This window comes from Amycolatopsis sp. NPDC043887 (genome assembly GCF_056435665.1).
In genome coordinates this window covers 138,725-157,321 of the sequence record NZ_JBWKEB010000011.1, presented here as the reverse complement: position 1 = coordinate 157,321, position 18,597 = coordinate 138,725, and the positions used below count along the sequence as shown (strand labels likewise).

Here is an 18,597-nt window from a genome sequence, read left to right as displayed (position 1 = left end):
ACCGTCTTCGCGACGGCGGTGAGGCACCCGGGTGAAGACGGCTGCGCCTTGACCGATCGGGGTGAACACTGATCCGCGTGGAAACGCGAACACGGCGTGCCGTGCGGATCGAAGGGATCGTGCAAGGGGTCGGTTTCCGGCCCTTCGTCCACGGTCTCGCCACCCGGCTCGGCCTGGCCGGCCACGTCGGCAACGACGTCGACGGAGTGTTCGTCGAGGTGGAGGGGCCGGTCGCGGACATCGAGGCGTTCCTGCTCGCCCTGCGCCGTGACGCTCCCCCGCTCGCCGCGGTCGAACGGGTGACCTCGGTGGAGACGAAATCGAAAGACGGCCGTGGATTCAGCATCGTGCCCAGTGACCCCGGTGGAGGCAAGCGAGCACTCGTCGCCGCGGACAGCGCCGTCTGCGACGACTGCCTCCGCGAACTGCGCGACGCCGGCGACCGCCGCTTCGGCTATCCCTTCATCAACTGCACCAACTGCGGCCCGCGCTTCACCATTGTGCGCGACGTGCCCTACGACCGGCCCCTGACCACGATGGCGGCTTTCGGACTGTGCACCGTTTGCGCCGCGGAGTATCACGACCCGGCGGATCGCCGCTTCCACGCGCAGCCGACGTGCTGCGCGGACTGCGGCCCGCGGTTGCGGCTGCGGGACACGACCGGGCGCGAGGGCGCCGGCGACCCGATCGCGGAGGCGGCCGCGCTCCTTCGGGAAGGCCGAGTGCTGGCGATCAAAGGGATCGGCGGCCATCACCTGGCCGTCCTCGCGGCGGACGAGCAGGCCACCGCCCTTCTGCGGAAGCGCAAACACCGTGAGGACAAGCCTTTCGCCGTGATGGTGGCCGATGTGGACACCGCGAGGATCTTGTGCGAGGTGGACTCCGCCGGGTGCGAGTCGCTCACGAGCAGGCGGCGCCCGATCGTGCTCCTTCCCCGGCTCGAAGACGCGCCGGTCGCGGCCGCGGTCGCGCCGGGGACCCGGCAGCTCGGTCTCCTTCTCCCCTATTCCCCGCCGCACCATCTCCTGCTCGCGGCGGTCGCCGCTCCGATCGTGCTCACCAGCGGCAACGTCTCCGACGAGCCGATCGCCTACACCGACGCCGACGCCTTCGACCGGCTCGGCGGGATCGCCGACGCGTTCCTGACCCACGACCGGCCGATCCATATCCGCACCGACGACTCCGTGGTGCGGCCATGGCGCGGCCGGGAATCGGTGCTGCGGCGCTCTCGTGGATTCGTGCCGGAACCCGTGACGTTGCCGTCGGCCGCGCCACGGCCCCTGCTCGCCTGCGGGGCGGAATTGAAGAACACCTTCTGCCTGGTCAAAGATCGGTACGCGGTCATCTCCCAGCACATCGGTGATCTGGAGAACTTCGAGACGCTACGGTCGTTCACGGAAGGAATAGTCCACTTAAGACGGTTGTTCGACATCGATCCCGCACTGGTCGCGCACGACCTGCACCCGGAATACCTCTCCACCAAACACGCTTCGGAGCTGGCCGAGCGCTCCGGCGTCGAACTCGTCGGGGTGCAGCATCACCACGCGCACATCGCGTCGTGCCTCACCGACAACGGCGAAGAGGGGCCGGTTCTCGGCGTCGCCTTCGACGGCACCGGTTTCGGGGACGACGGCACGATCTGGGGCGGGGAATTCCTGCTCGCCGATCTGACGACCTACACCAGGGTCGGCCACCTGGCGCCGGTGCCCATGCCCGGGGGTACGACGGCGATCAGGCAGCCGTGGCGGATGGCCGCGGCATACCTCGATCGGGCCTTCGACGGCTGCCCGCCGACGGACTTGGCCGTTTCGGTCCGCAACGCCACCACGTGGGCCACCGTGACCGAACTCGCCAGACGCCGGGTGGCGTCTCCACTGACCTCCAGCGCGGGGAGGCTGTTCGACGCGGTATCGGCCGTGCTCGGTATCCGCGACACCGTCCACTATGAGGGGCAGGCCGCGATCGAACTGGAACAACTGGCGGACGCGGGCGAACGCGATGCCTACCCGGTGACCGTGTCCGGGGCGGGTCCGCTGGTGGTCGCGGGAGCGGACCTGGTCCGGGCGGTCGCCGAGGACGTGCTTCGGGGTGTTCCCCCGGCGGTGGTCGCCGCGCGGTTCCACAACGGGATGGCCGAGGTTGTCGCACGCTGCTGCGTGTCGCTGCGCGACGGGACAGGAGTGGGCACGGTGGCCATCTCGGGCGGCGTCTTCCAGAACCTGCTTCTGCTCGACCGGACGGTGGACCTGTTGCACGAAAACGGTTTCCGGGTCCTCACCCACAGCCGCGTGCCGGCGAACGACGGCGGTATCAGCCTCGGTCAGGCCGCCGTCGCCGCCGCGAGGGATCGCGCGGGGATCACATCTTCCTGATGGCCAGGTACCGCCGGATGTCCGGGAGGAAGAGCGCCAGGACGACGAGCGCCGCGACGGCCGTCATCGCCAGTATCGCCAGGAAGATGTAGCCGAACACAGTCAGGTCCGGCGCCTTCTTCTCGCCTTCCGGAAGCCCAGTGAGCGTTCTCATGTCCCCTCCCGTGGTTCCTCGCGCCTGAACGCGGCATCATCCAGCAACGCGGCCACCGTGTCGTTCCAGGTGGGCAGCGCGTGCCGCGATTTGTAGCGCTGCAACGCCGCGAGTGTCTCCCTGTCGATACGCAGCCAAGCGCTGCCGGGAAAATGCAGGTCGACGGTCTCCCGCCAGACCTTCACCGGCAGTTCGTAGGACGCCTCCTTGCTCCACGGCACCTGCCGCACCGACAACCGGCCGTCACTGATACCGAAGATGGTGCCGCTGAACAGCAACAGCAGCGGGATCACGCCGTCGGAGACCGAGTTGAAGTACTTGGTCGACGCGATCTCCAGGTCGTAAGTGACCGGCACCGGCAGGTCGACCGTCGTGTTCCCGGTGAATCGCGGAACCATGGCGGACACCGTGATGAACTGCATCGGCTTCACCGTCTCCGCCCACCGGGCGGTGTCCCCGAACAGGTCGCGCAACTGCTCGGCCTCCTCCGCCGAGTAGCGCCGCCGGTGCGGTTCGATCCGGATCTGGCAGCGCAGCGCGATCGCTTCCACCCGCTCGCCGCTGGTCTCGGTGATCCGCAGCCGCAGGGTCAGGCTCGGTACGACACCGTAGCGCTCGGGCTCGGCACCGATACAGTCGAAGACCAGCTCAGCCACGGCTCATCCCTCCCCGCCGAACCGCCGGGCGGCGGAGTGGACTCCCGCGAAGAATCCGTCGATGTGCTCGTGCGCCTCCTGGCCGCCGTCGAAGCCCTTCCAGTACATCCGCACCGTGCCGACCAGGCGGTAGCAGACGTCCACCGGAACGAGGTAGGTCTCGACCTGATCCTCGGCGGCGCGGATCAGGATCGCCTCGACCTCGGGTTCGGCCGCGGCCAGCAAGGGATGTGCCGCCGCCAGCTCGGCCAGTGCCTCCAGGTTCAGCAGGCATTCGGTCGCGCCCGCCGGGCTGGGGTAGAACGCCGTCGTCCCACTGTCGCCGCGTAGCAGGAACGCCGCTCCCACCGGGATCCCGAGGCCTTCCCATTCGGCTTTGGTCAACGGGCGTTCGTCGTCGCGCAGATAGCGGTCCGGCACCGCCCGATATCTGCCGCCACCTGCTTCCGGACTGGTGAAGAGGAGGAAACAGGCACGGCAGGTGCACAGGATCGAGCGATGCTCAGTGTCCACGACATGACCGTGCCACTCCCCGGCAGGCCGTGCGCACAACTCGCAACCGTCCTGGGCCGGATGCGACGGACGCGGCGACGCCGGTGCGACCTCGGCGGGACCGACGAAGCGCCTCAGGCCGGCTCGCCGGGTCACGACGGCACCGCCTTCGGCACCGCGACCCGTACTCCTTCGCTGTCCGAGAGCAGCGGCAATGGATCGAGACGCAACCCTCCGTCGTCGACTCCCTTGCCGGCGAGCCGCACGTCGAACCGCGCACCACAGCCCGCACAGCTGAGCACCTCTCCGTCTATTGTGGACTCGCCGAGGGAAGATCCACAGGCGGCGCAAGCATCTCGGTAGGCGTAGAGGGTTCCACGCACCGAGCAGACCAGCACGGTGAGCCCCTCGACCGGCACGCTCACCGGACGGCCGGCCGGCGGCCCGAGGTCGGGCAGGGCGCTCCAGCCCGGGCTCACGGTGCCACCGGACGGTTCGGGCGCGTGCCACCCATCGGGCGGTCCCATGCCGACCTGGAACACCGGGACAGGGTCCGGATCCGGTGTGGGGACGCCGTCGACCTCCACTCCGGTGACCTCGGGCGCGGCCTGCTCGATCGCCCCTTCGATCGCCATCTTGACCGTCAGTGACGAGGATGGGCAGCCCTGACAGTTGCCTTCCAGCCGGAGCCGGGCGACCCCGTCGCCGTCGACTCCGAGGTACTCGACCCCGCCCGCATGCGAGCCGAGATAAGGCCTGACCCGGTCCAACGCCCGCTGGATCCTGGTGTCGACGTCGACCGGATGCAGGTCGTGCAGAAGCAGCAGGCTGCCGACCAGATCGTCGTCGGCCAACCGGAGGAGGGTGTCGCGGTCGTGCTCGGCCAGCAGCCCGGCGACCCGCTCGAGCCCTTCGCCGTACATGCCGACCACCAGCCGGATCAGCTCTTCCGTGATCTGTTTGCCACGGCCTTCCGGCAGCTCGCGAAGCAGGCTTTCCATCCGCTCACCGACGATGTCGGCCGTTTTCGACATCCGGTCTCACTCCTGGTATTCGGCGTTGAAGGCGTGGGGCGTGTGGTACTTCGTGATCTCCTTGCCGGTCCCGACCGACATGTGCACGCCACACGGCAGACACGGATCGAAGCTCCGCACCGCTCGCATGATGTCGATGCCCTTGAAATTCTCCGGCGGGTTCTCCTCGAAGATCGGGGTGTTCTGCACGGCGTCCTCGTACGGGCCCGGGGTGCCGTAGGTGTCCCGCACACTGCCGTTCCACGGTGTCGGCGGATACGGGTGGTAGTTGGCGATCTTGCCGCCCTTGATCACCATGTGGTGCGAGAGCGCGCCACGCACGGCTTCGGTGAACCCGCAGCTCGCCGCCTCGTCGGGAACGGTGAACTTCTCCCAGGTGCTGGTGTTCCCGCCGCGGATCTCCGCCAGTGCCTTCTCCGCGAAATGCAGGGCGAGGCCCGCCGCGTAGGCCTGGAAGTAGCTCCGCGCGCGGTTGCGCTCCAGCGCGTTGCTCCACTGTGGAATCTTCCACTCGAAGCTCACCGCGGGTTTGAGCGACGTTCGCGGCAGATTGATCAGCACGCTGTGTCCGGTCGATTTGACATAGTCGGTGTCGACCAGTCCGGCGAGGGCGGTCACCCATAACCTCGCGAGCGGTCCGCCGCCGGTGTCCAGTGCCAGGTGATCGGTGCCGTCGAACCAGCGCGGCGACATGGTCCACGAATACTTGTCGTCGAAGTCGCGCTTGGCGGGCCGCGGGATGGTGTGCTGGTTCCACGGATGGCGCCGGTCGACCGGATTGCCGAGCGGGTCGCGCCGGACGAACATCTCCTGGTCCTCCCAGTCCTCGTAGAACGAGTGACCGAGCAGGATGCGGATGCCGAGGTTGATGTCGACAAGGCTGGTGGTGACGAGCTTGCCGTCCACCACGACGCCCGGGGTGACGAACATCTTCCGGCCCCAGCTCTCCATGTTCTCGTAGGTGAAGTCGCAATGGGCGGGATCGTTGAGGCTGCCCCAGCAGCCGAGAAGGATGCGGCGCCTGCCGACCTCCTCGTAGCCGGGCAATGCCTCGTAGAAGAAGTCGAACAGGTCGTCGTGCATCGGCACGACCTTCTTCATGAACTCGACATAGCGCATCAGCCGGGTCAGGTAGTCGGTGAACAACTGCACCGTCGCCACCGTGCCGACCCCGCCGGGATACAGCGTGGACGGATGCACGTGCCGCCCCTCCATCAGGCAGAACATCTCCCTGGTGTACCGCGAGACGTGCAGCGCTTCCCGGTAGAAATCGCCCTGGAGCGGGTTCAACGATCGCATGATGTCGCCGATGGTGCGCATCCCGTGTTCCGAGGCATGCGGCGCTTCGGTGCGGTTGGCCAGCTCCAGCACGCCGGGGTTGGTCTCGGCGACCATCCGCTCGCAGTAGTCCACCCCGACCAGGTTCTCCTGGAAGATGTTGTGGTCGAACATGTACTCGGCGGCCTCGCCGAGGTTGATGATCCATTCACCGAGATGCGGCGGGCGTACGCCGTAGGCCATGTTCTGGGTGTAGACCGAGCAGGTGGCGTGGTTGTCGCCGCAGATCCCGCAGATCCGGCTGGTGATGAAATGTGCGTCGCGAGGATCCTTGCCCTTCATGAAGATGCTGTAGCCCCGGAAGATCGACGAGGTGCTGTGACACTCGACGACCTTCTTCTCCGCGAAGTCGATCTTCGTGTAGATGCCGAGGCTGCCGACGATCCGGGTGATCGGATCCCACGCCATCTCCACCAAGCCGGGGTTCCGCGTGTCTGCCATAGATGGGTCCTCGCTCCGTTCACCAGTTGGATTTGTAGCCGCTCGTCAGTGAATCGCCCTTGTGCCGCCATTTCGGTTCCTCGTCGGCCGTCCTCTTCGTGAAGCCGCGCAGGGCACGGATCACCGTCCCGTAGGCGGTGGTCGCCGCGGCGGACACCTTCGCCCCGGGCGGTTCGTCCATGAACGGCATGAACTTGTCCGGGAAACCGGGCATGGTGCAGGCGATGCAGATGCCGCCGACGTTCGGGCAGCCGCCGACGCCGTTGATCCAGCCGCGTTTGGGCACGTTGCACTTGACCACCGGACCCCAGCAGCCGAGTTTCACGAGGCACTTCGACGAGCCGTAATCGGTGGCGAATTCGCCCTGCTCGTAGTAACCCGCCCTGTCGCAGCCCTCGTGGACAGTGGCGCCGAATAGCCACTTCGGGCGCAAGGCCTCGTCGAGTGGGATCATCGGCGCCTGCCCGGCGGCCTGGAACAGCAGGTAGAGAATGGTCTCCGAGAGGTTGTCCGGATGAGTCGGGCAACCAGGAACGCAGACGATCGGGATCCCCGCCTTGGACCGCCACTCCCATCCGAGGTAGTCCGGCACACCCATCGCGCCGGTCGGGTTGCCCGCCATCGCATGGATGCCGCCATAGGTCGCGCAGGTGCCCGCCGCGAGAACCACCAAAGCCTTGGGGGCCAGCCGATCCAGCCATTCGCTCGTGGTCATCGGCTGGCCGGTCGCCGGGTTGTTGCCGAACCCGCACCAGTAGCCCTCGGTCTTGATCGCCTCGTTCGGGATCGATCCCTCGACGACCAGCACGAAGGGGTCGAGTTCGCCACGGTCGGCCTTGTGCCACCACTCGATGAACGTGTCGGCGCCCGTTTCCGGACCGGATTCGAAATCGAGCAGCGGCCAGTGCACCTCGACCCTGGGGAGACCGGGCAACGCGCCGAGCATGATGTCCTCGATGCTCGGCTGGGTCGCGGCGGTCAGCGCGACGGAGTCGCCGTCACAACCGAGACCGCCGTTCATCCAGAGGATGTGCACGACCGGCTCGCCTGCCGACTCCGGATCCGGGATTCCCACTGCCGTGTCGGCCGTGGTCATGGATGATTACCTCCTTGCGAACGGTTCGACCACATTCGAATGGACGAACAACCGGCGGACACGGTGAAAGACGGACATGCCGACCCGAGAAGCGGCAGGTAATAACGACCTTGAAAAGATCGACTTCCGGTTTCCGGCCGGTATCACCGTAGCCCCGTCTTTATGCGGCAGCAAGGACACCCCCGGTACCCCGCCGGACATAACTGTCCGACCCGGCTGCCCCGTCCACCTTTTGACGGGTACCCGTGCCCCTGTAGGCTGTCCGAACTCGGCAGACGGGCGGGGTACACGTGGAAGTTTCGGATTTCGCAGACCTGAGGACACCCATTGAGCTGCTTCCGGTCGTGGTGCTCTCCAAGGTCTTCCCTGCCCGTCCGTCGTCGATTCCCGACATCCGTGAATTCGTCCGTCATTCACTCGCGGAGTCGCCGCTCACCGACGAAGACAACCGCGAAGTGGGCCAGACGGTCTTCCGCGCACTGCTCGACGCCGCGGGCCCGACCGGCACGATCCAGATCTCGTTCCGGATCTTCCCGGAGCACGTCGAGGTCGACGTCCTGCATTCGCAATCCGGGCAGCCGGGCGAGCCCACTCTCGCCGAGGTGGCCGAGCTGGAGGGCACAATACCGCCGCCACAGGCGAAAGCGGCATCTTTCGGACAGCCGGCGACCTTCTCCGAGTGGATGGCCGATGTGCTGCGCAGGGAAGGGCTCACGCAGGAGGCCGCGGCCCGGCAACTCGGCGTCTCGGTGAAGACCGTCGGACGATGGGTGGGCGGCGAGACCGAGCCGCGGATGCGTGACCTGCGCCGTCTGCGAGAACGTTTCGGCCAGCCACCGCTGAGCTGATCCGGCGACCGCGGCCGTTACAAGATCGACCGGCCGAGGAAGTGCCCGATCCGGTGAATCGTGTCACCGAGATGCACCATTGACGTATCACCGCGGGCAGCGAACACTAGTGCCTCGTTCCCGCTGGACAAAGGTGTCCGAGCGAATTGGCCGACGCCGGGATTGCGCGTATTTCCGGGGGCGTGGATCATCGCGCGTCCGTATCGGTACCGCGACCGCGCGTTCAGCAGCGTGGCGGACGGCGAAGGCGTATATCTGTCTCGAAAGAATGGATCTTCGGCGCGAAGTACATCTACCTCACCGGTGAGTTCGTCACCACATATACCGACTGCCTGTCCTGAAACCACATAAGGAATTCGATCGTGACAGAATTGTCGCGTCCCGGCGGTGCCGATGTCCTCGACGCATTGGCCGATCGCCGAATCCGGCCCTTGAACGATCTCGCCGAACATGCCGAGGACATCGCGCGCACCTGCCGCGGCATGGCGACCCGCTTCCAGCGAGGCGGGAAGCTCCTGGTCTTCGGCAACGGTGGCCCGAGCACCGACGCGCAGCATGTCGCGGTCGAGTTCGTGCACCCCGTCATAGTCGGCAAACGGGCCCTGCCCGCCCTCTCCCTGACGTCGGATGTCGCCACGCTCACCGGGATCGCCAACCGGGAAGGGCTGGCCGAAGTCTTCGCGCATCAGATCCGGTTCCTGGCGGAACCTCTGGACATCGCGCTCGGTCTGTCCACCGACGGCGACTGCGTCAACGTGGTGCGCGGGCTCGAACAGGCCCGCGACCTGGGCCTGTTGACCGTGGCGCTGACCGGTGACCGCGGTGGTGCCATCGCGGCCCGCCGAGCCGCCGACCACGTGCTGATCGCCGCGTCAGCGGACCCCAGGGTGGTCAAGGAAGTACACGTGACGATGTACCACATTCTGTGGGAGTTGGTTCACGTCTTCTTCGAACATCCTGGCGTACTCGAGAAGGAGACGACGGCGTGAACGTCCCCGAATGCCGTGACGACGTCTGCTTGACCTGTTCCGACTCCGCGGTCTCCGTCACCGTTCTCGGTCTGCTGGACGATCGTTACGCCATCGTCCGCACAGCCGCGGGCCGCGAAGAACAAGTGAGCGTCGCGCTGGTCACCGCCGAGGTCGGTGACACCATCCTGGTGCATGCCGGCGAGGCGATCGCGGTCGTGGCGACGGGCACCCGGTGAAGCGGACCGACGATACGGCCTCCCCGCCACCCGCCGAGGACATGCGGTCGCTCTACCCTTTCCTGTACTCGGATTCCTCCGATGCCGACTCCGTGCTCGACCAGATCCGCCGGTCCACTGTGGACAAAGCGCGCGAGATCATCGCGCTACGGGAGTCGATGTTCGCTCGCGACGGGAGCCGTCTGCTGGAGTGCGCCGGCGCGATGGCACGCCGATTCGCCGATGGCGGGCGTCTGCTGGCGTTCGGCAACGGCGGCAGTTCGACCGACGCACAGGACTTGGCCAGCCTCTTCCTCAGTCCGGCGAGCGGGCCGGCCGGTGCCCCTCCCCCGCTGCCCGCCTTCGGCCTCACCAACGACATCGCGGTCATCACCGCGCTGAGCAACGACATCGGCTTCGACGTGGTGTTCGCCCGGCAGATCGCCGCGTTCGCGAAGCCGTTCGACATCGCGGTCGGCCTGTCCACCAGCGGTAACTCCGCCAACCTGCTGCGTGGCTTGGAGGAGGCGAACGGGCGAGGTCTGCTCACGATCGGGATCACCGGCTACGACGGTGGCAAGATGGCCGAACTGGACGGCATCGACTACCTGTTCGTGGTCCCGTCTCCGTCGGTGCACCGCGTCCAAGAGGCACAGACCACGCTTTATCACGCGTTGTGGGAACTGGTCGTCGAACACCTCGCGGAGCGGGTGAGACCGTGACGGACGCCCTGACCCGGGCCAAGGCCGTAGCCGACGCCGTGCTCTACGAGGGCTACCTGTTGTACCCGTATCGCGCGTCGGCGGCGAAGAACAAGGTGCGCTGGCAATGGGGCGTGCTCACTCCCGCCGCCCACGCGGCGGCGGGGACCGGCGAACATCACTGGTCGCAGGCGGAACTGATCGCGGAGCCACCGGACGACGGGGTTCTCCAGGTCCGGCTCCGCTTCCTCCAAGTGCAGAAACGTGTGGTCGAGGCGGCAGGCAGGGCGGTGCCGTCGCTGACCGTCGACGGAACCGAGTACACCACGTGGGAGGAGGCCGTCGAACGTGAGATCGCGGCCGCGATCCCCTTCTCGGCCCTGAGCAGGGGAACCTGTGTCCCGTTCCACGTGGAAGGCGGTGAGGACGTCGAGCCGGTCCTCGGTGGCGACGACGTGCGGCTGGTGCGCAGACGTGCCGGCCTGCGCGGCGAACTGCGGCTCCGCGGTGAGGCTTTGCCAGGGCCGTTCGGCGGCGTGAAACTGCGGGTGCGGGTGTACAACAAATCCGTCTGGGACGAGCCGGGAGCGACCAGGGACGAAGCACTGGCTCACTCGATGGTCGCCACGCACACGCTGCTCTCCATCCCGGGTGGCGCTTTCCTCTCGCTGATCGACCCGCCCGAATGGGCGTCGGTGGCCACCGACGAATGCGTCAACGAACGCACCTGGCCGGTCCTGCTCGGAGAGCCCGGCCGGTGCGACACCGTCCTGTGCTCGCCGATCATCCTCTACGACCACCCGGAGATCGCCGAGGAGAGCCAAGGTCCCCTGTACGACGGCCTGGAGATCGACGAGATCCTGACCCTGCGCACGCTGACACTCACCGACGAGGAGAAACGGCAGGCACGCGCCACCGACACGCGGGCGGCCGAACTGATCGACCGGGTCGAGAACATGCCACCGGAATTGCTGGACCGGCTCCACGGCACGATCCGCCATCTGCGCTCCGTCACCGGTGACGCGGAGGAACCGCCCGACGTGCCGTGGTGGGATCCTGAGGCTGACGCGTCGCTGTCGCCGGAATCCGACACCGTGAACGTCGCCGGGGTCGCGATCGGCAAGGGCAGCCGCGTACGGCTGCGGCCCGCCAAGCGGGCCGACGCGCACGACATGTTCCTGAGCGGCCGGGCCGCGGTCGTGCAGGCGGTGCTGCTCGACGTCGACGGCGTCTGGCATGTCGCGGTCACCCTCGAAGACGATCTCGGCTCGGAGCTCTATGCCCAGCACGGCCGGTATCGCTACTTCGGCGTCGACGAGATCGAGCCGATCGCCACGGAGGCGCCATGACTCCACGGATACTGGTGGCCGGCATCGGCAACGTCTTCCTCGGCGACGACGGTTTCGGGGTCGAAGTCGTCCGCCGGATGTCCACGAAGGTCTTGCCGGATCGGGTGCGGGTGGCGGACTACGGCGTTCGCGGTATGCACTTGGCCTACGACCTGGTCGCCGGGCAGTACGACCTGACGGTGATGGTGGACGCCACCACCCGGGGTGATGCCCCGGGCACGGTGTACGTCGTCGAACTGGATCTCCCCGACGGGCCGCCCCTGCCGACGGCGGAGGCACTCGACGCGCACGGGATGCAGCCCGATGTCGTGCTGAACCTGGTCGCCCTCCTCGGCGGGGATCCCGGCCGGGTGCTGCTGGTCGGTTGCGAACCGGCGGTGCTCGACCATCGCATGGAGCTCAGCCCCGCGGTGGCGGCCGCGGTGGACACGGCCGCGGGCGCCGTCGCCGACCTCATCGGCGCGTGCCGGTCAGCTGACCAGACCGCCGCGATCGGAAGGAATCGGGTGCCGTCATGTGCCTTGGAATCCCCGGAGAAGTGATCGAGATTCTCGCGGACCGCCCTGATCTGGCGAAGGTCGACGTGGGCGGCGTCAAACGGGCCATCAACATCGCGCTGGTCTCCGAAGAGGGCCTCGAGCCAGGCGACTGGGTTCTGATCCATGTCGGCTTCGCCCTGTCCAAGATCGACGAGGCCGAGGCGAAAGCGGCGATGGACTTCCTCGAGAGCATCGGCAAGGCCTATGACGACGAGATCGCGGCCCTGCGCGATTCGCAGATCATTTAGGAGCTGAGAAGCATGCGTTTCGTCGACGAGTTCCGCGACGCCGAGAAGGCCAAGGTGCTCTCCGCGAAGATCGCCGGCCTGTGCGAACCCGGTCGCGAGTACAAGTTCATGGAGGTGTGCGGCGGCCATACGCACACGATCTACAAGCACGGACTTGAGGATTACCTTCCCGAATCCATCACCCTGGTACACGGTCCCGGCTGCCCGGTCTGTGTCATCCCGATGGGCCGCATCGACGACGCGATCCACATCGCCCGCCGTCCCGAGGTGCTCATGACCTCGTTCGGCGACATGATGCGAGTGCCCGGCGGCGACGGGAACTTCTTCGACTCCAACGCCGAGGACACCGACATCCGGATGGTCTACTCGCCACTCGACTCGCTGAAGATCGCCAGGCAGAACCCGGACCGGCAGGTCGTGTTCATGGCGATCGGCTTCGAGACCACCACACCGTCGACCGCGATGACGATCCTGCGAGCGGCCGAAGAAGGCATCGAGAACTTCTCGGTCTTCTGCAACCACATCACCATCATCCCCGCCATCAAGGCCATCCTCGACTCTCCGGACCTGCGTCTCGACGGCTTCATCGGACCAGGGCACGTTTCGACGGTGATCGGTTGCCGCCCGTACGAATTCATCGCGAGGAGTTACGGAAAGCCCCTCGTGGTGGCCGGATTCGAGCCGCTCGACATCCTGCGGTCGATCCACATGCTGATGGTGCAGCTCAAGGAAGGCCGCTCGGAAGTGGAGAACCAGTACTCGCGGGTCGTGCCGTGGGAGGGCAACCTCAAGGCGTTGCGGGTGATCAACGAGACCATGGAGCTGCGCCCGTACTTCGAATGGCGCGGACTCGGTTTCATCTCCCACTCGGCACTGCGGTTACGCGAGAAATACGCGCCGTTCGACGCCGAGGTGAAGTACGACGTGCCGGGGGTGCGGGTCGCGGACCCGAAGGCGTGCCAATGCGGCGAGGTACTGAAAGGGGTGCTGAAACCCTGGGAATGCAAGGTCTTCGGCACCGCGTGCACCCCCGAGACCCCGATCGGAACCTGCATGGTGTCACCCGAGGGAGCCTGCGCGGCGTACTACAACTTCGGGCGGTTCACCCGGACCAGGGTGCTGGAGGCGAGCATCGCCACGGCCGACGGCGCCATCCGATGAGCGCCGGTACCGGTACGCCGTCCGGCCGGGAACAGGCGGTGCTCGATCGGATCGACAGGGCCCGCAGGCGCCGGGCCAAGGTACGCGAGGACCGGATCACGCTGGCCCACGGATCCGGCGGCAAGGCCACCCAAACCCTGATCGAAGGCGTCTTTCTCGAGGCGTTTCGCAATCCTCTGCTGGAGCCGCTCGAAGACGCGGCCGCGCTGACGATCAACGGCTCCCGGCTGGCGCTGACCACCGACTCGTTCGTGGTGTCACCGCTGTTCTTCCCCGGTGGCGACCTCGGAGACCTCGCCGTCAACGGAACGGTCAACGATCTCGCCGTGTCCGGCGCCGAGCCGCTGTACCTGACGGCGGGTTTCATCCTGGAGGAGGGATTCCCGGTCGCCGATCTGACGAAGATCGTGGAGTCGATGAGGTCCGCCGCCGACGCCGCCGGGGTGGCCATCGTGACCGGCGATACCAAGGTGGTGCAGCGCGGAAAGGTCGACGGCTGCTACGTCAACACGGCAGGTGTCGGCGTGATCGACCATCCGCACAGGCTCGGGGTCGCGACGGTCAGGCCCGGAGACGCCGTCATCGTGTCCGGCCCGATCGGCGACCACGGCATCACCGTGATGCTCGCCCGCGGCGAACTCGGCATCGAGGCGGACCTTCGATCGGACACCGCGCCGGTGCACGGGCTCGTCGCCGCGCTGTTGGCGGAAACCCCTGGTGTGCGGGCAATGCGCGACGCGACGCGAGGTGGCGTCGCGACCGTGCTCAACGAAATGGCCAGGGCGGCGGATGTGGCCGTGGTGATCGACGAACAGCGGATCCCCGTCCGCGCTCAGGTACGCGGGGCGTCGGAACTGCTCGGCATCGATCCGCTCTACGTGGCCTGCGAGGGCCGGATCGTGGTGGTCGTCGACGGCGCGCAGGCCGAGACCGCGCTGGCCGCGATGCGCGCGCACCCGCTCGGCTCGCAGGCCGCGATCATCGGCCGGATCGAGGCCGATCCGCCGGGCCTGGTGCTGCTGAACACCGCCTTCGGCGGGACCCGGATCTGCGATCTCCTGGTCGGGGATCCACTGCCGCGAATCTGCTGAAGACCGGCGAAGGGAGCGGGCGTGCACGAACTGTCCATCACCCAGGCGGCGGTCGAGACGATCATCGAACGGATGGGCGCCACCCCGATCCGCCGCGTCACGCTGGAGATCGGGGTCCTGTCCGGGGTGGTGGTGGACTCGGTGCGGTTCTGCTTCGAGGTGATCGTGGCCGGCACTCCCCTGCGGGACGCGGTCCTGGATGTGGTCGAAACACCGGGGCACGCCGTCTGCCGCGACTGCACTCTGGAGTTCGTCGTCGAGGACCCGAGGATCCTGCTCTGCCCCGGCTGCGGCGACGCCGACGTGCGGGTACTCGCCGGGCGGGAACTGAGGATCAAATCCGTGGAGGTGGAGAACGTATGTGCGCGACCTGCGGTTGCTCGGACGAGGCCGGAACCCGGGTGATCGACCCGGAGGCCGGCGGGCACGGTCATGGACACGATCACGTGCATCCGGAAATGACGCGGACCGTGCTGCTGGAGCAGGACATCCTCGCCGCGAATGACCTGCTGGCCGAGAACAACCGCGGCTGGCTGGCCGAACGGGCGATCCATGCCGTGAACCTGATGAGCTCACCCGGATCCGGCAAGACCACGCTGCTCGAACGCACCATCCGCGAGCTGGGCCGCGAGTTCCCGATGACCGTGATCGAAGGCGATCAGGAAACCGTGTTCGACGCCGACCGGATCAGGGCGACCGGATGCCGGGTTATCCAGGTCAACACCGGCGCGGGCTGTCATCTGGACGCGGACATGCTGGCCAAGGCACTGCGCACGCTCGATCCACCGAACCGGTCCACGGTATTCATCGAGAACGTCGGCAACCTGGTCTGCCCAGCGCTCTTCGACCTCGGCGAAGGCACCCGCACGGTGATCATGTCGGTCACCGAGGGCGCGGACAAACCGGGGAAATACCCGCATATGTTCCGCACGGCGGACGTGGTCCTGCTCAACAAAATCGACCTACTGCCCTACGTGGACTTCGACGTCGACATGTTTCTCACCGCGCTGACGCAGGTGAACCCGAGGTCTCGCGTACTCCAGATGTCGGCGACCGGCGGCGAGGGCATGGACGACTGGTACGGCTGGCTCCGTGAGCGGGTCGGTCTCGGGCCGACGGTCTGAGAAACACCGGCCGAGCGCCGCGACGGCCCGGATCGGAGACTTCTTTCCGCGGCGGGTCGCCCGACCTCTTCGACAAGGCCGGATACCGCTTGGCTGCGACGCGCGAGTCCGCTGAGGGGTGAGTGAACCGGGGCCTTTTGTGCGACCGCCCAGCGGCCAGGCCGGCACCTCGTACAGCCGCAGATCGGCGTGTCGAGTGCGGGACCGTCGCGGCGGCGGCCACGACATCGTTGAGCTCGGCCAGCTGAGCTCACGTGTGCCGGGCTCGGGGCCGCCCCCAGGCCGTCGTGCCTGAACGGCTGGCGAGCAGCTTCAGCTTGCGCAGGCCGTTCGCCTGCCCGGAGTGAAGGCATCCATCGGCGGGCTGGTCGATGTTGCCGCAGTCAGCGCTCGGGACAACGCCGTCCGCCGGTGGTGGGAAGCGGGACCGCAGGGCATACCGGAGACATCACTGCTCTGCGCGAGCTCGCGCAGAGCACGCCCGAGAACCCGGATACGGAGCGTCGCTGACTCGCCACAGGACGCGGCTGAGCGACCCCGCGCAGTACCGGGTCAGGTGCCGTAACTATGCGTCACTCAGCGTCACTCTTCGACCTTAGCGCTCTGGCCTGCGGTTTTGCGCGGCAGGAACACTCAATCGTAGACTTGAACACCATCAGACGGTAACCAGACATCATCTCAATGTGAGTCTTCGTGACGATACGTACCCCCCTGATTAAGACCTCCCGGGCGACGTATACTCTTCTCACATCAGCAAGTCCGAGTGGCGGAATGGCAGACGCGCTAGCTTGAGGTGCTAGTGTCCTTAACGGACGTGGGGGTTCAAGTCCCCCCTCGGACACGTTCACTGCGCACACGGGTGGTTTCGGCTGAGTTTCAGCCGTAACCACCCGTTTTTCATGATCATAGGTCAACTTGACTCCCAGTTGTCGATAGACCTCGAGCTTGTCCGCTGGGTCTGCTTCTCGCAGGGCGGCCAGCAGGCCACCGAGCGCCTCGACCAGTACCTGGATCTCCTCGCGGCTCATCCGACGGCTCCGGACGGATCCACCGTCAGCCGCGAGCCGCGCTTTCAACGCCGCCTGCTCACGTTGAACCTCGCCGCTCCACGCGGCCACCAGTGCTGGATCGGCTCCCGCCTCCAACGCCGCTCGGTGACGCGCCAACTTCCGGTCACACTCGAGAAGCGCGCGACGGACCTCCGCGTGCGCGGGTTCGATATCAGGCTGGGCAGCCTCCAACATGGTCAGTGACTGTTCCACTCGCTCGGGGCCGAACACCTCAGCCAGCCAACTGTCCAACTGGTCGAGAATGGCGTTCTCCCGCACGTACACCGTCAGCGGGTGATCGATCTTGTTCGCGATGGCGTACTCGTTCGGGAACCGGCACCGGTAGTGGGCCATGTTGTGGTTCCAGTTGCCTTGCATGCGCCGCCCACACGCTTCATGAAACAACAATCCCTTCAAGGCGTACCCGTGCTGGCGACGCGCCGTCACTCGTCCAGTCGAGCGCGGCCCGCGCGCGGCCAGGCGCAACTGCACCTGCTCGAACACTTCACCGCTCACCAGCGAGTCGTGGACCGGCTGGTCGGACAAGATCCACTGGTCTTTGGGGTTCCACGCCATCTTGGTCTCGTGCCCCAGAGCGACGTCCTCGACATCGATCAATGACTCCTGCTTGCGTTGCTTGTTCCACACTTCGTGCCCGGTGTATCGCGGATTTCCCAGGATCCCTCGCACCGCACTCTTCGACCACGCCACACCCGAGCGGTGCGGATTACGCACACGGTCGTACAACGACGGACAGGCGATACCGTCATCAGTCAGTCGTTGAGCGATCGCGAACACTCCGATCCCCGACAGGTACTCCTGGAAAATCCGCTGCACTGTCGGTCCGGTCGTTGGGTCCGCCTCCAGTCGCCGCAGTCGTTTTCCGTCCGCGGCTTTGGCCGGGTTGGGGTGCGGACCGACATCGACAAGTTGGTACCCATAGGGAGGCCTCCCGCCCAGATAGCGTCCCTCGACCTGAGCTTGCGCGGCCATCGCGGTCCGTACCCGGACCTTGATCCTCGTCCGCTCCCCCTTGCTCATTCCACCGAAGACCGACATCACCAGATCGTGTGCCTCGGACTCGGGATCGATCGGACCGCCGACTTCCGGCACCCATAACTGCACGCCGTAGTGCATGAACACCGGGAAAGTCAGCCCGTACTGATTGCCATAGAACGCCCGCTGCGGCTCTCCGATCACGACCCCGTCAAATCCCCGTCCCCTGTCCTTCAGAGCATCAAGCAGAAGGGACGCCTGCGGGCGACGTTTCCACGGGATCGACCGCGACTGGCCGATATCGAAGAACGCGGTCACAACGTCGCCATGCCGCTCGATCAACGCGCGAGCACGAGCAAGCTGCCAGTTCCGCGACGCCTCGGGATCCTGCTGATCCTCGGTTGACACCCGCCCGTAGAACGCGAAACGACCAGTCATGCAGCTTCCCTCCTGGACTCACAGACGTCAGTCCGGGTATCGCGGGCGGTAAGATCGAACTCCGCTGTCCGCTGCTCATTCCGTCGTAAGAGCTGCAGCAACGCCGATGCCGCGGCAGGAGTGAGCACCGGCGGTTCGACAGGCACCAGAACCTTCAGCTCCGGTGGCTCGCTGGGAGTCAGGCATCCAGTGGCGTCATCACGCCGCTCGGCTTCGCCTGCCATACCTGGTGTCCTTTCAAGCACGGTAGCGTCGATTCACGAATATGGGAGCTCCCATGCCGG

At 66.6% G+C, this 18,597-nt stretch carries 20 protein-coding genes, 1 tRNA gene and 1 pseudogene; 15 read left to right on the top strand and 7 right to left on the bottom strand.

Features of this window, described 5'->3' with window-relative positions; all coding sequences use genetic code 11:
* The first annotated feature begins 77 nt into the window (after positions 1-77).
* A complete protein-coding gene (gene hypF / locus AC069H_RS28145; RefSeq protein WP_478234320.1) occupies positions 78-2,372 on the top strand; it encodes a carbamoyltransferase HypF in 2,295 nt (764 codons plus the stop codon).
* Here the strand turns inward: hypF and AC069H_RS28140 are convergent.
* From AC069H_RS28140 to AC069H_RS28115, 6 genes are read right to left on the bottom strand one after another with little or no spacing between them, the layout of a single operon-like run.
* Complete coding sequence (locus tag AC069H_RS28140) at positions 2,359-2,526, bottom strand: DUF6893 family small protein (protein WP_478227007.1); 168 nt, start codon at positions 2,524-2,526, stop codon at positions 2,359-2,361. The genes hypF and AC069H_RS28140 overlap by 14 nt on opposite strands.
* Entirely contained in the window at positions 2,523-3,182 is a 660-nt protein-coding gene (locus AC069H_RS28135; RefSeq protein ID WP_478227006.1) for a DUF6084 family protein, read from the bottom strand. The genes AC069H_RS28140 and AC069H_RS28135 overlap by 4 nt, the downstream gene beginning before the upstream one ends.
* A gap of 3 nt (positions 3,183-3,185) precedes the next feature.
* Entirely contained in the window at positions 3,186-3,830 is a 645-nt protein-coding gene (locus AC069H_RS28130; protein WP_478234319.1) for a DUF5947 family protein, read from the bottom strand.
* Entirely contained in the window at positions 3,827-4,708 is an 882-nt protein-coding gene (locus tag AC069H_RS28125; RefSeq protein ID WP_478227004.1) for a NifU family protein, read from the bottom strand. The genes AC069H_RS28130 and AC069H_RS28125 overlap by 4 nt, the downstream gene beginning before the upstream one ends.
* A 6-nt stretch (positions 4,709-4,714) precedes the next feature.
* Positions 4,715-6,487 (bottom strand): nickel-dependent hydrogenase large subunit, encoded by a 1,773-nt coding sequence (locus tag AC069H_RS28120; protein ID WP_478234318.1) that lies wholly within the window; start codon positions 6,485-6,487, stop codon positions 4,715-4,717.
* 19 nt (positions 6,488-6,506) lie between these two features.
* Positions 6,507-7,583: an NADH-quinone oxidoreductase subunit B family protein gene (locus AC069H_RS28115; protein ID WP_478227002.1), complete on the bottom strand. Its 1,077-nt coding sequence runs from the start codon at positions 7,581-7,583 to the stop codon at positions 6,507-6,509.
* A gap of 290 nt (positions 7,584-7,873) precedes the next feature.
* On the opposite strand from AC069H_RS28115, the gene AC069H_RS28110 reads away from it, so the two are divergent.
* The 14 genes from AC069H_RS28110 to AC069H_RS28045 all read left to right on the top strand — a co-directional run bounded on the left by AC069H_RS28110 (position 7,874) and on the right by AC069H_RS28045 (position 17,500).
* Complete coding sequence (locus tag AC069H_RS28110; protein WP_478227001.1) at positions 7,874-8,431, top strand: helix-turn-helix domain-containing protein; 558 nt, start codon at positions 7,874-7,876, stop codon at positions 8,429-8,431.
* Positions 8,432-8,802: 371 nt separating this feature from the next.
* Positions 8,803-9,420: a D-sedoheptulose-7-phosphate isomerase gene (locus AC069H_RS28105; RefSeq protein WP_478227118.1), complete on the top strand. Its 618-nt coding sequence runs from the start codon at positions 8,803-8,805 to the stop codon at positions 9,418-9,420.
* Positions 9,417-9,638 (top strand): HypC/HybG/HupF family hydrogenase formation chaperone, encoded by a 222-nt coding sequence (locus AC069H_RS28100; protein ID WP_478227000.1) that lies wholly within the window; start codon positions 9,417-9,419, stop codon positions 9,636-9,638. The genes AC069H_RS28105 and AC069H_RS28100 overlap by 4 nt, the downstream gene beginning before the upstream one ends.
* A gap of 41 nt (positions 9,639-9,679) precedes the next feature.
* Positions 9,680-10,339: a D-sedoheptulose-7-phosphate isomerase gene (locus tag AC069H_RS28095; RefSeq protein WP_478226999.1), complete on the top strand. Its 660-nt coding sequence runs from the start codon at positions 9,680-9,682 to the stop codon at positions 10,337-10,339.
* On the top strand, positions 10,336-11,667 hold the full coding sequence (locus AC069H_RS28090) for a hypothetical protein (RefSeq protein ID WP_478234317.1): 1,332 nt from the start codon (positions 10,336-10,338) through the stop codon (positions 11,665-11,667). The genes AC069H_RS28095 and AC069H_RS28090 overlap by 4 nt, the downstream gene beginning before the upstream one ends.
* Positions 11,664-12,209 (top strand): hydrogenase maturation protease, encoded by a 546-nt coding sequence (locus tag AC069H_RS28085; RefSeq protein WP_478234316.1) that lies wholly within the window; start codon positions 11,664-11,666, stop codon positions 12,207-12,209. Before AC069H_RS28090 ends, AC069H_RS28085 begins: the two co-directional genes overlap by 4 nt.
* A complete protein-coding gene (locus tag AC069H_RS28080; protein WP_340682494.1) occupies positions 12,182-12,454 on the top strand; it encodes a HypC/HybG/HupF family hydrogenase formation chaperone in 273 nt (90 codons plus the stop codon). The genes AC069H_RS28085 and AC069H_RS28080 overlap by 28 nt, the downstream gene beginning before the upstream one ends.
* A 12-nt stretch (positions 12,455-12,466) precedes the next feature.
* Entirely contained in the window at positions 12,467-13,615 is a 1,149-nt protein-coding gene (hypD, locus tag AC069H_RS28075; RefSeq protein WP_478226995.1) for a hydrogenase formation protein HypD, read from the top strand.
* Positions 13,612-14,706, top strand: a complete 1,095-nt coding sequence (gene hypE / locus AC069H_RS28070; RefSeq protein ID WP_478234315.1) for a hydrogenase expression/formation protein HypE — start codon at positions 13,612-13,614, stop codon at positions 14,704-14,706. The genes hypD and hypE overlap by 4 nt, the downstream gene beginning before the upstream one ends.
* A 21-nt stretch (positions 14,707-14,727) precedes the next feature.
* Positions 14,728-15,111, top strand: coding sequence for a hydrogenase maturation nickel metallochaperone HypA/HybF (locus AC069H_RS28065; protein ID WP_478234314.1), 384 nt, complete (start codon positions 14,728-14,730; stop codon positions 15,109-15,111).
* Complete coding sequence (gene hypB, locus AC069H_RS28060) at positions 15,066-15,830, top strand: hydrogenase nickel incorporation protein HypB (RefSeq protein ID WP_478234313.1); 765 nt, start codon at positions 15,066-15,068, stop codon at positions 15,828-15,830. The genes AC069H_RS28065 and hypB overlap by 46 nt, the downstream gene beginning before the upstream one ends.
* 757 nt (positions 15,831-16,587) lie before the next feature.
* Positions 16,588-16,671: transfer RNA gene (locus AC069H_RS28055), tRNA-Leu, on the top strand.
* A 58-nt stretch (positions 16,672-16,729) separates the two neighbouring features.
* Positions 16,730-17,083, top strand: a complete 354-nt coding sequence (locus tag AC069H_RS28050) for a hypothetical protein (protein WP_478226991.1) — start codon at positions 16,730-16,732, stop codon at positions 17,081-17,083.
* A gap of 90 nt (positions 17,084-17,173) precedes the next feature.
* The gene (locus AC069H_RS28045; protein WP_478226990.1) at positions 17,174-17,500 is read left to right on the top strand and encodes a hypothetical protein; all 327 of its coding nucleotides are present in this window, start codon (positions 17,174-17,176) and stop codon (positions 17,498-17,500) included.
* Here AC069H_RS28045 and AC069H_RS28040 read toward each other — a convergent pair.
* Positions 17,411-18,313 (bottom strand): annotated as a pseudogene (locus AC069H_RS28040) (recombinase family protein); the annotation flags it as partial. The gene AC069H_RS28045 and the pseudogene AC069H_RS28040 overlap by 90 nt on opposite strands.
* Positions 18,314-18,597: the final 284 nt, after the last annotated feature.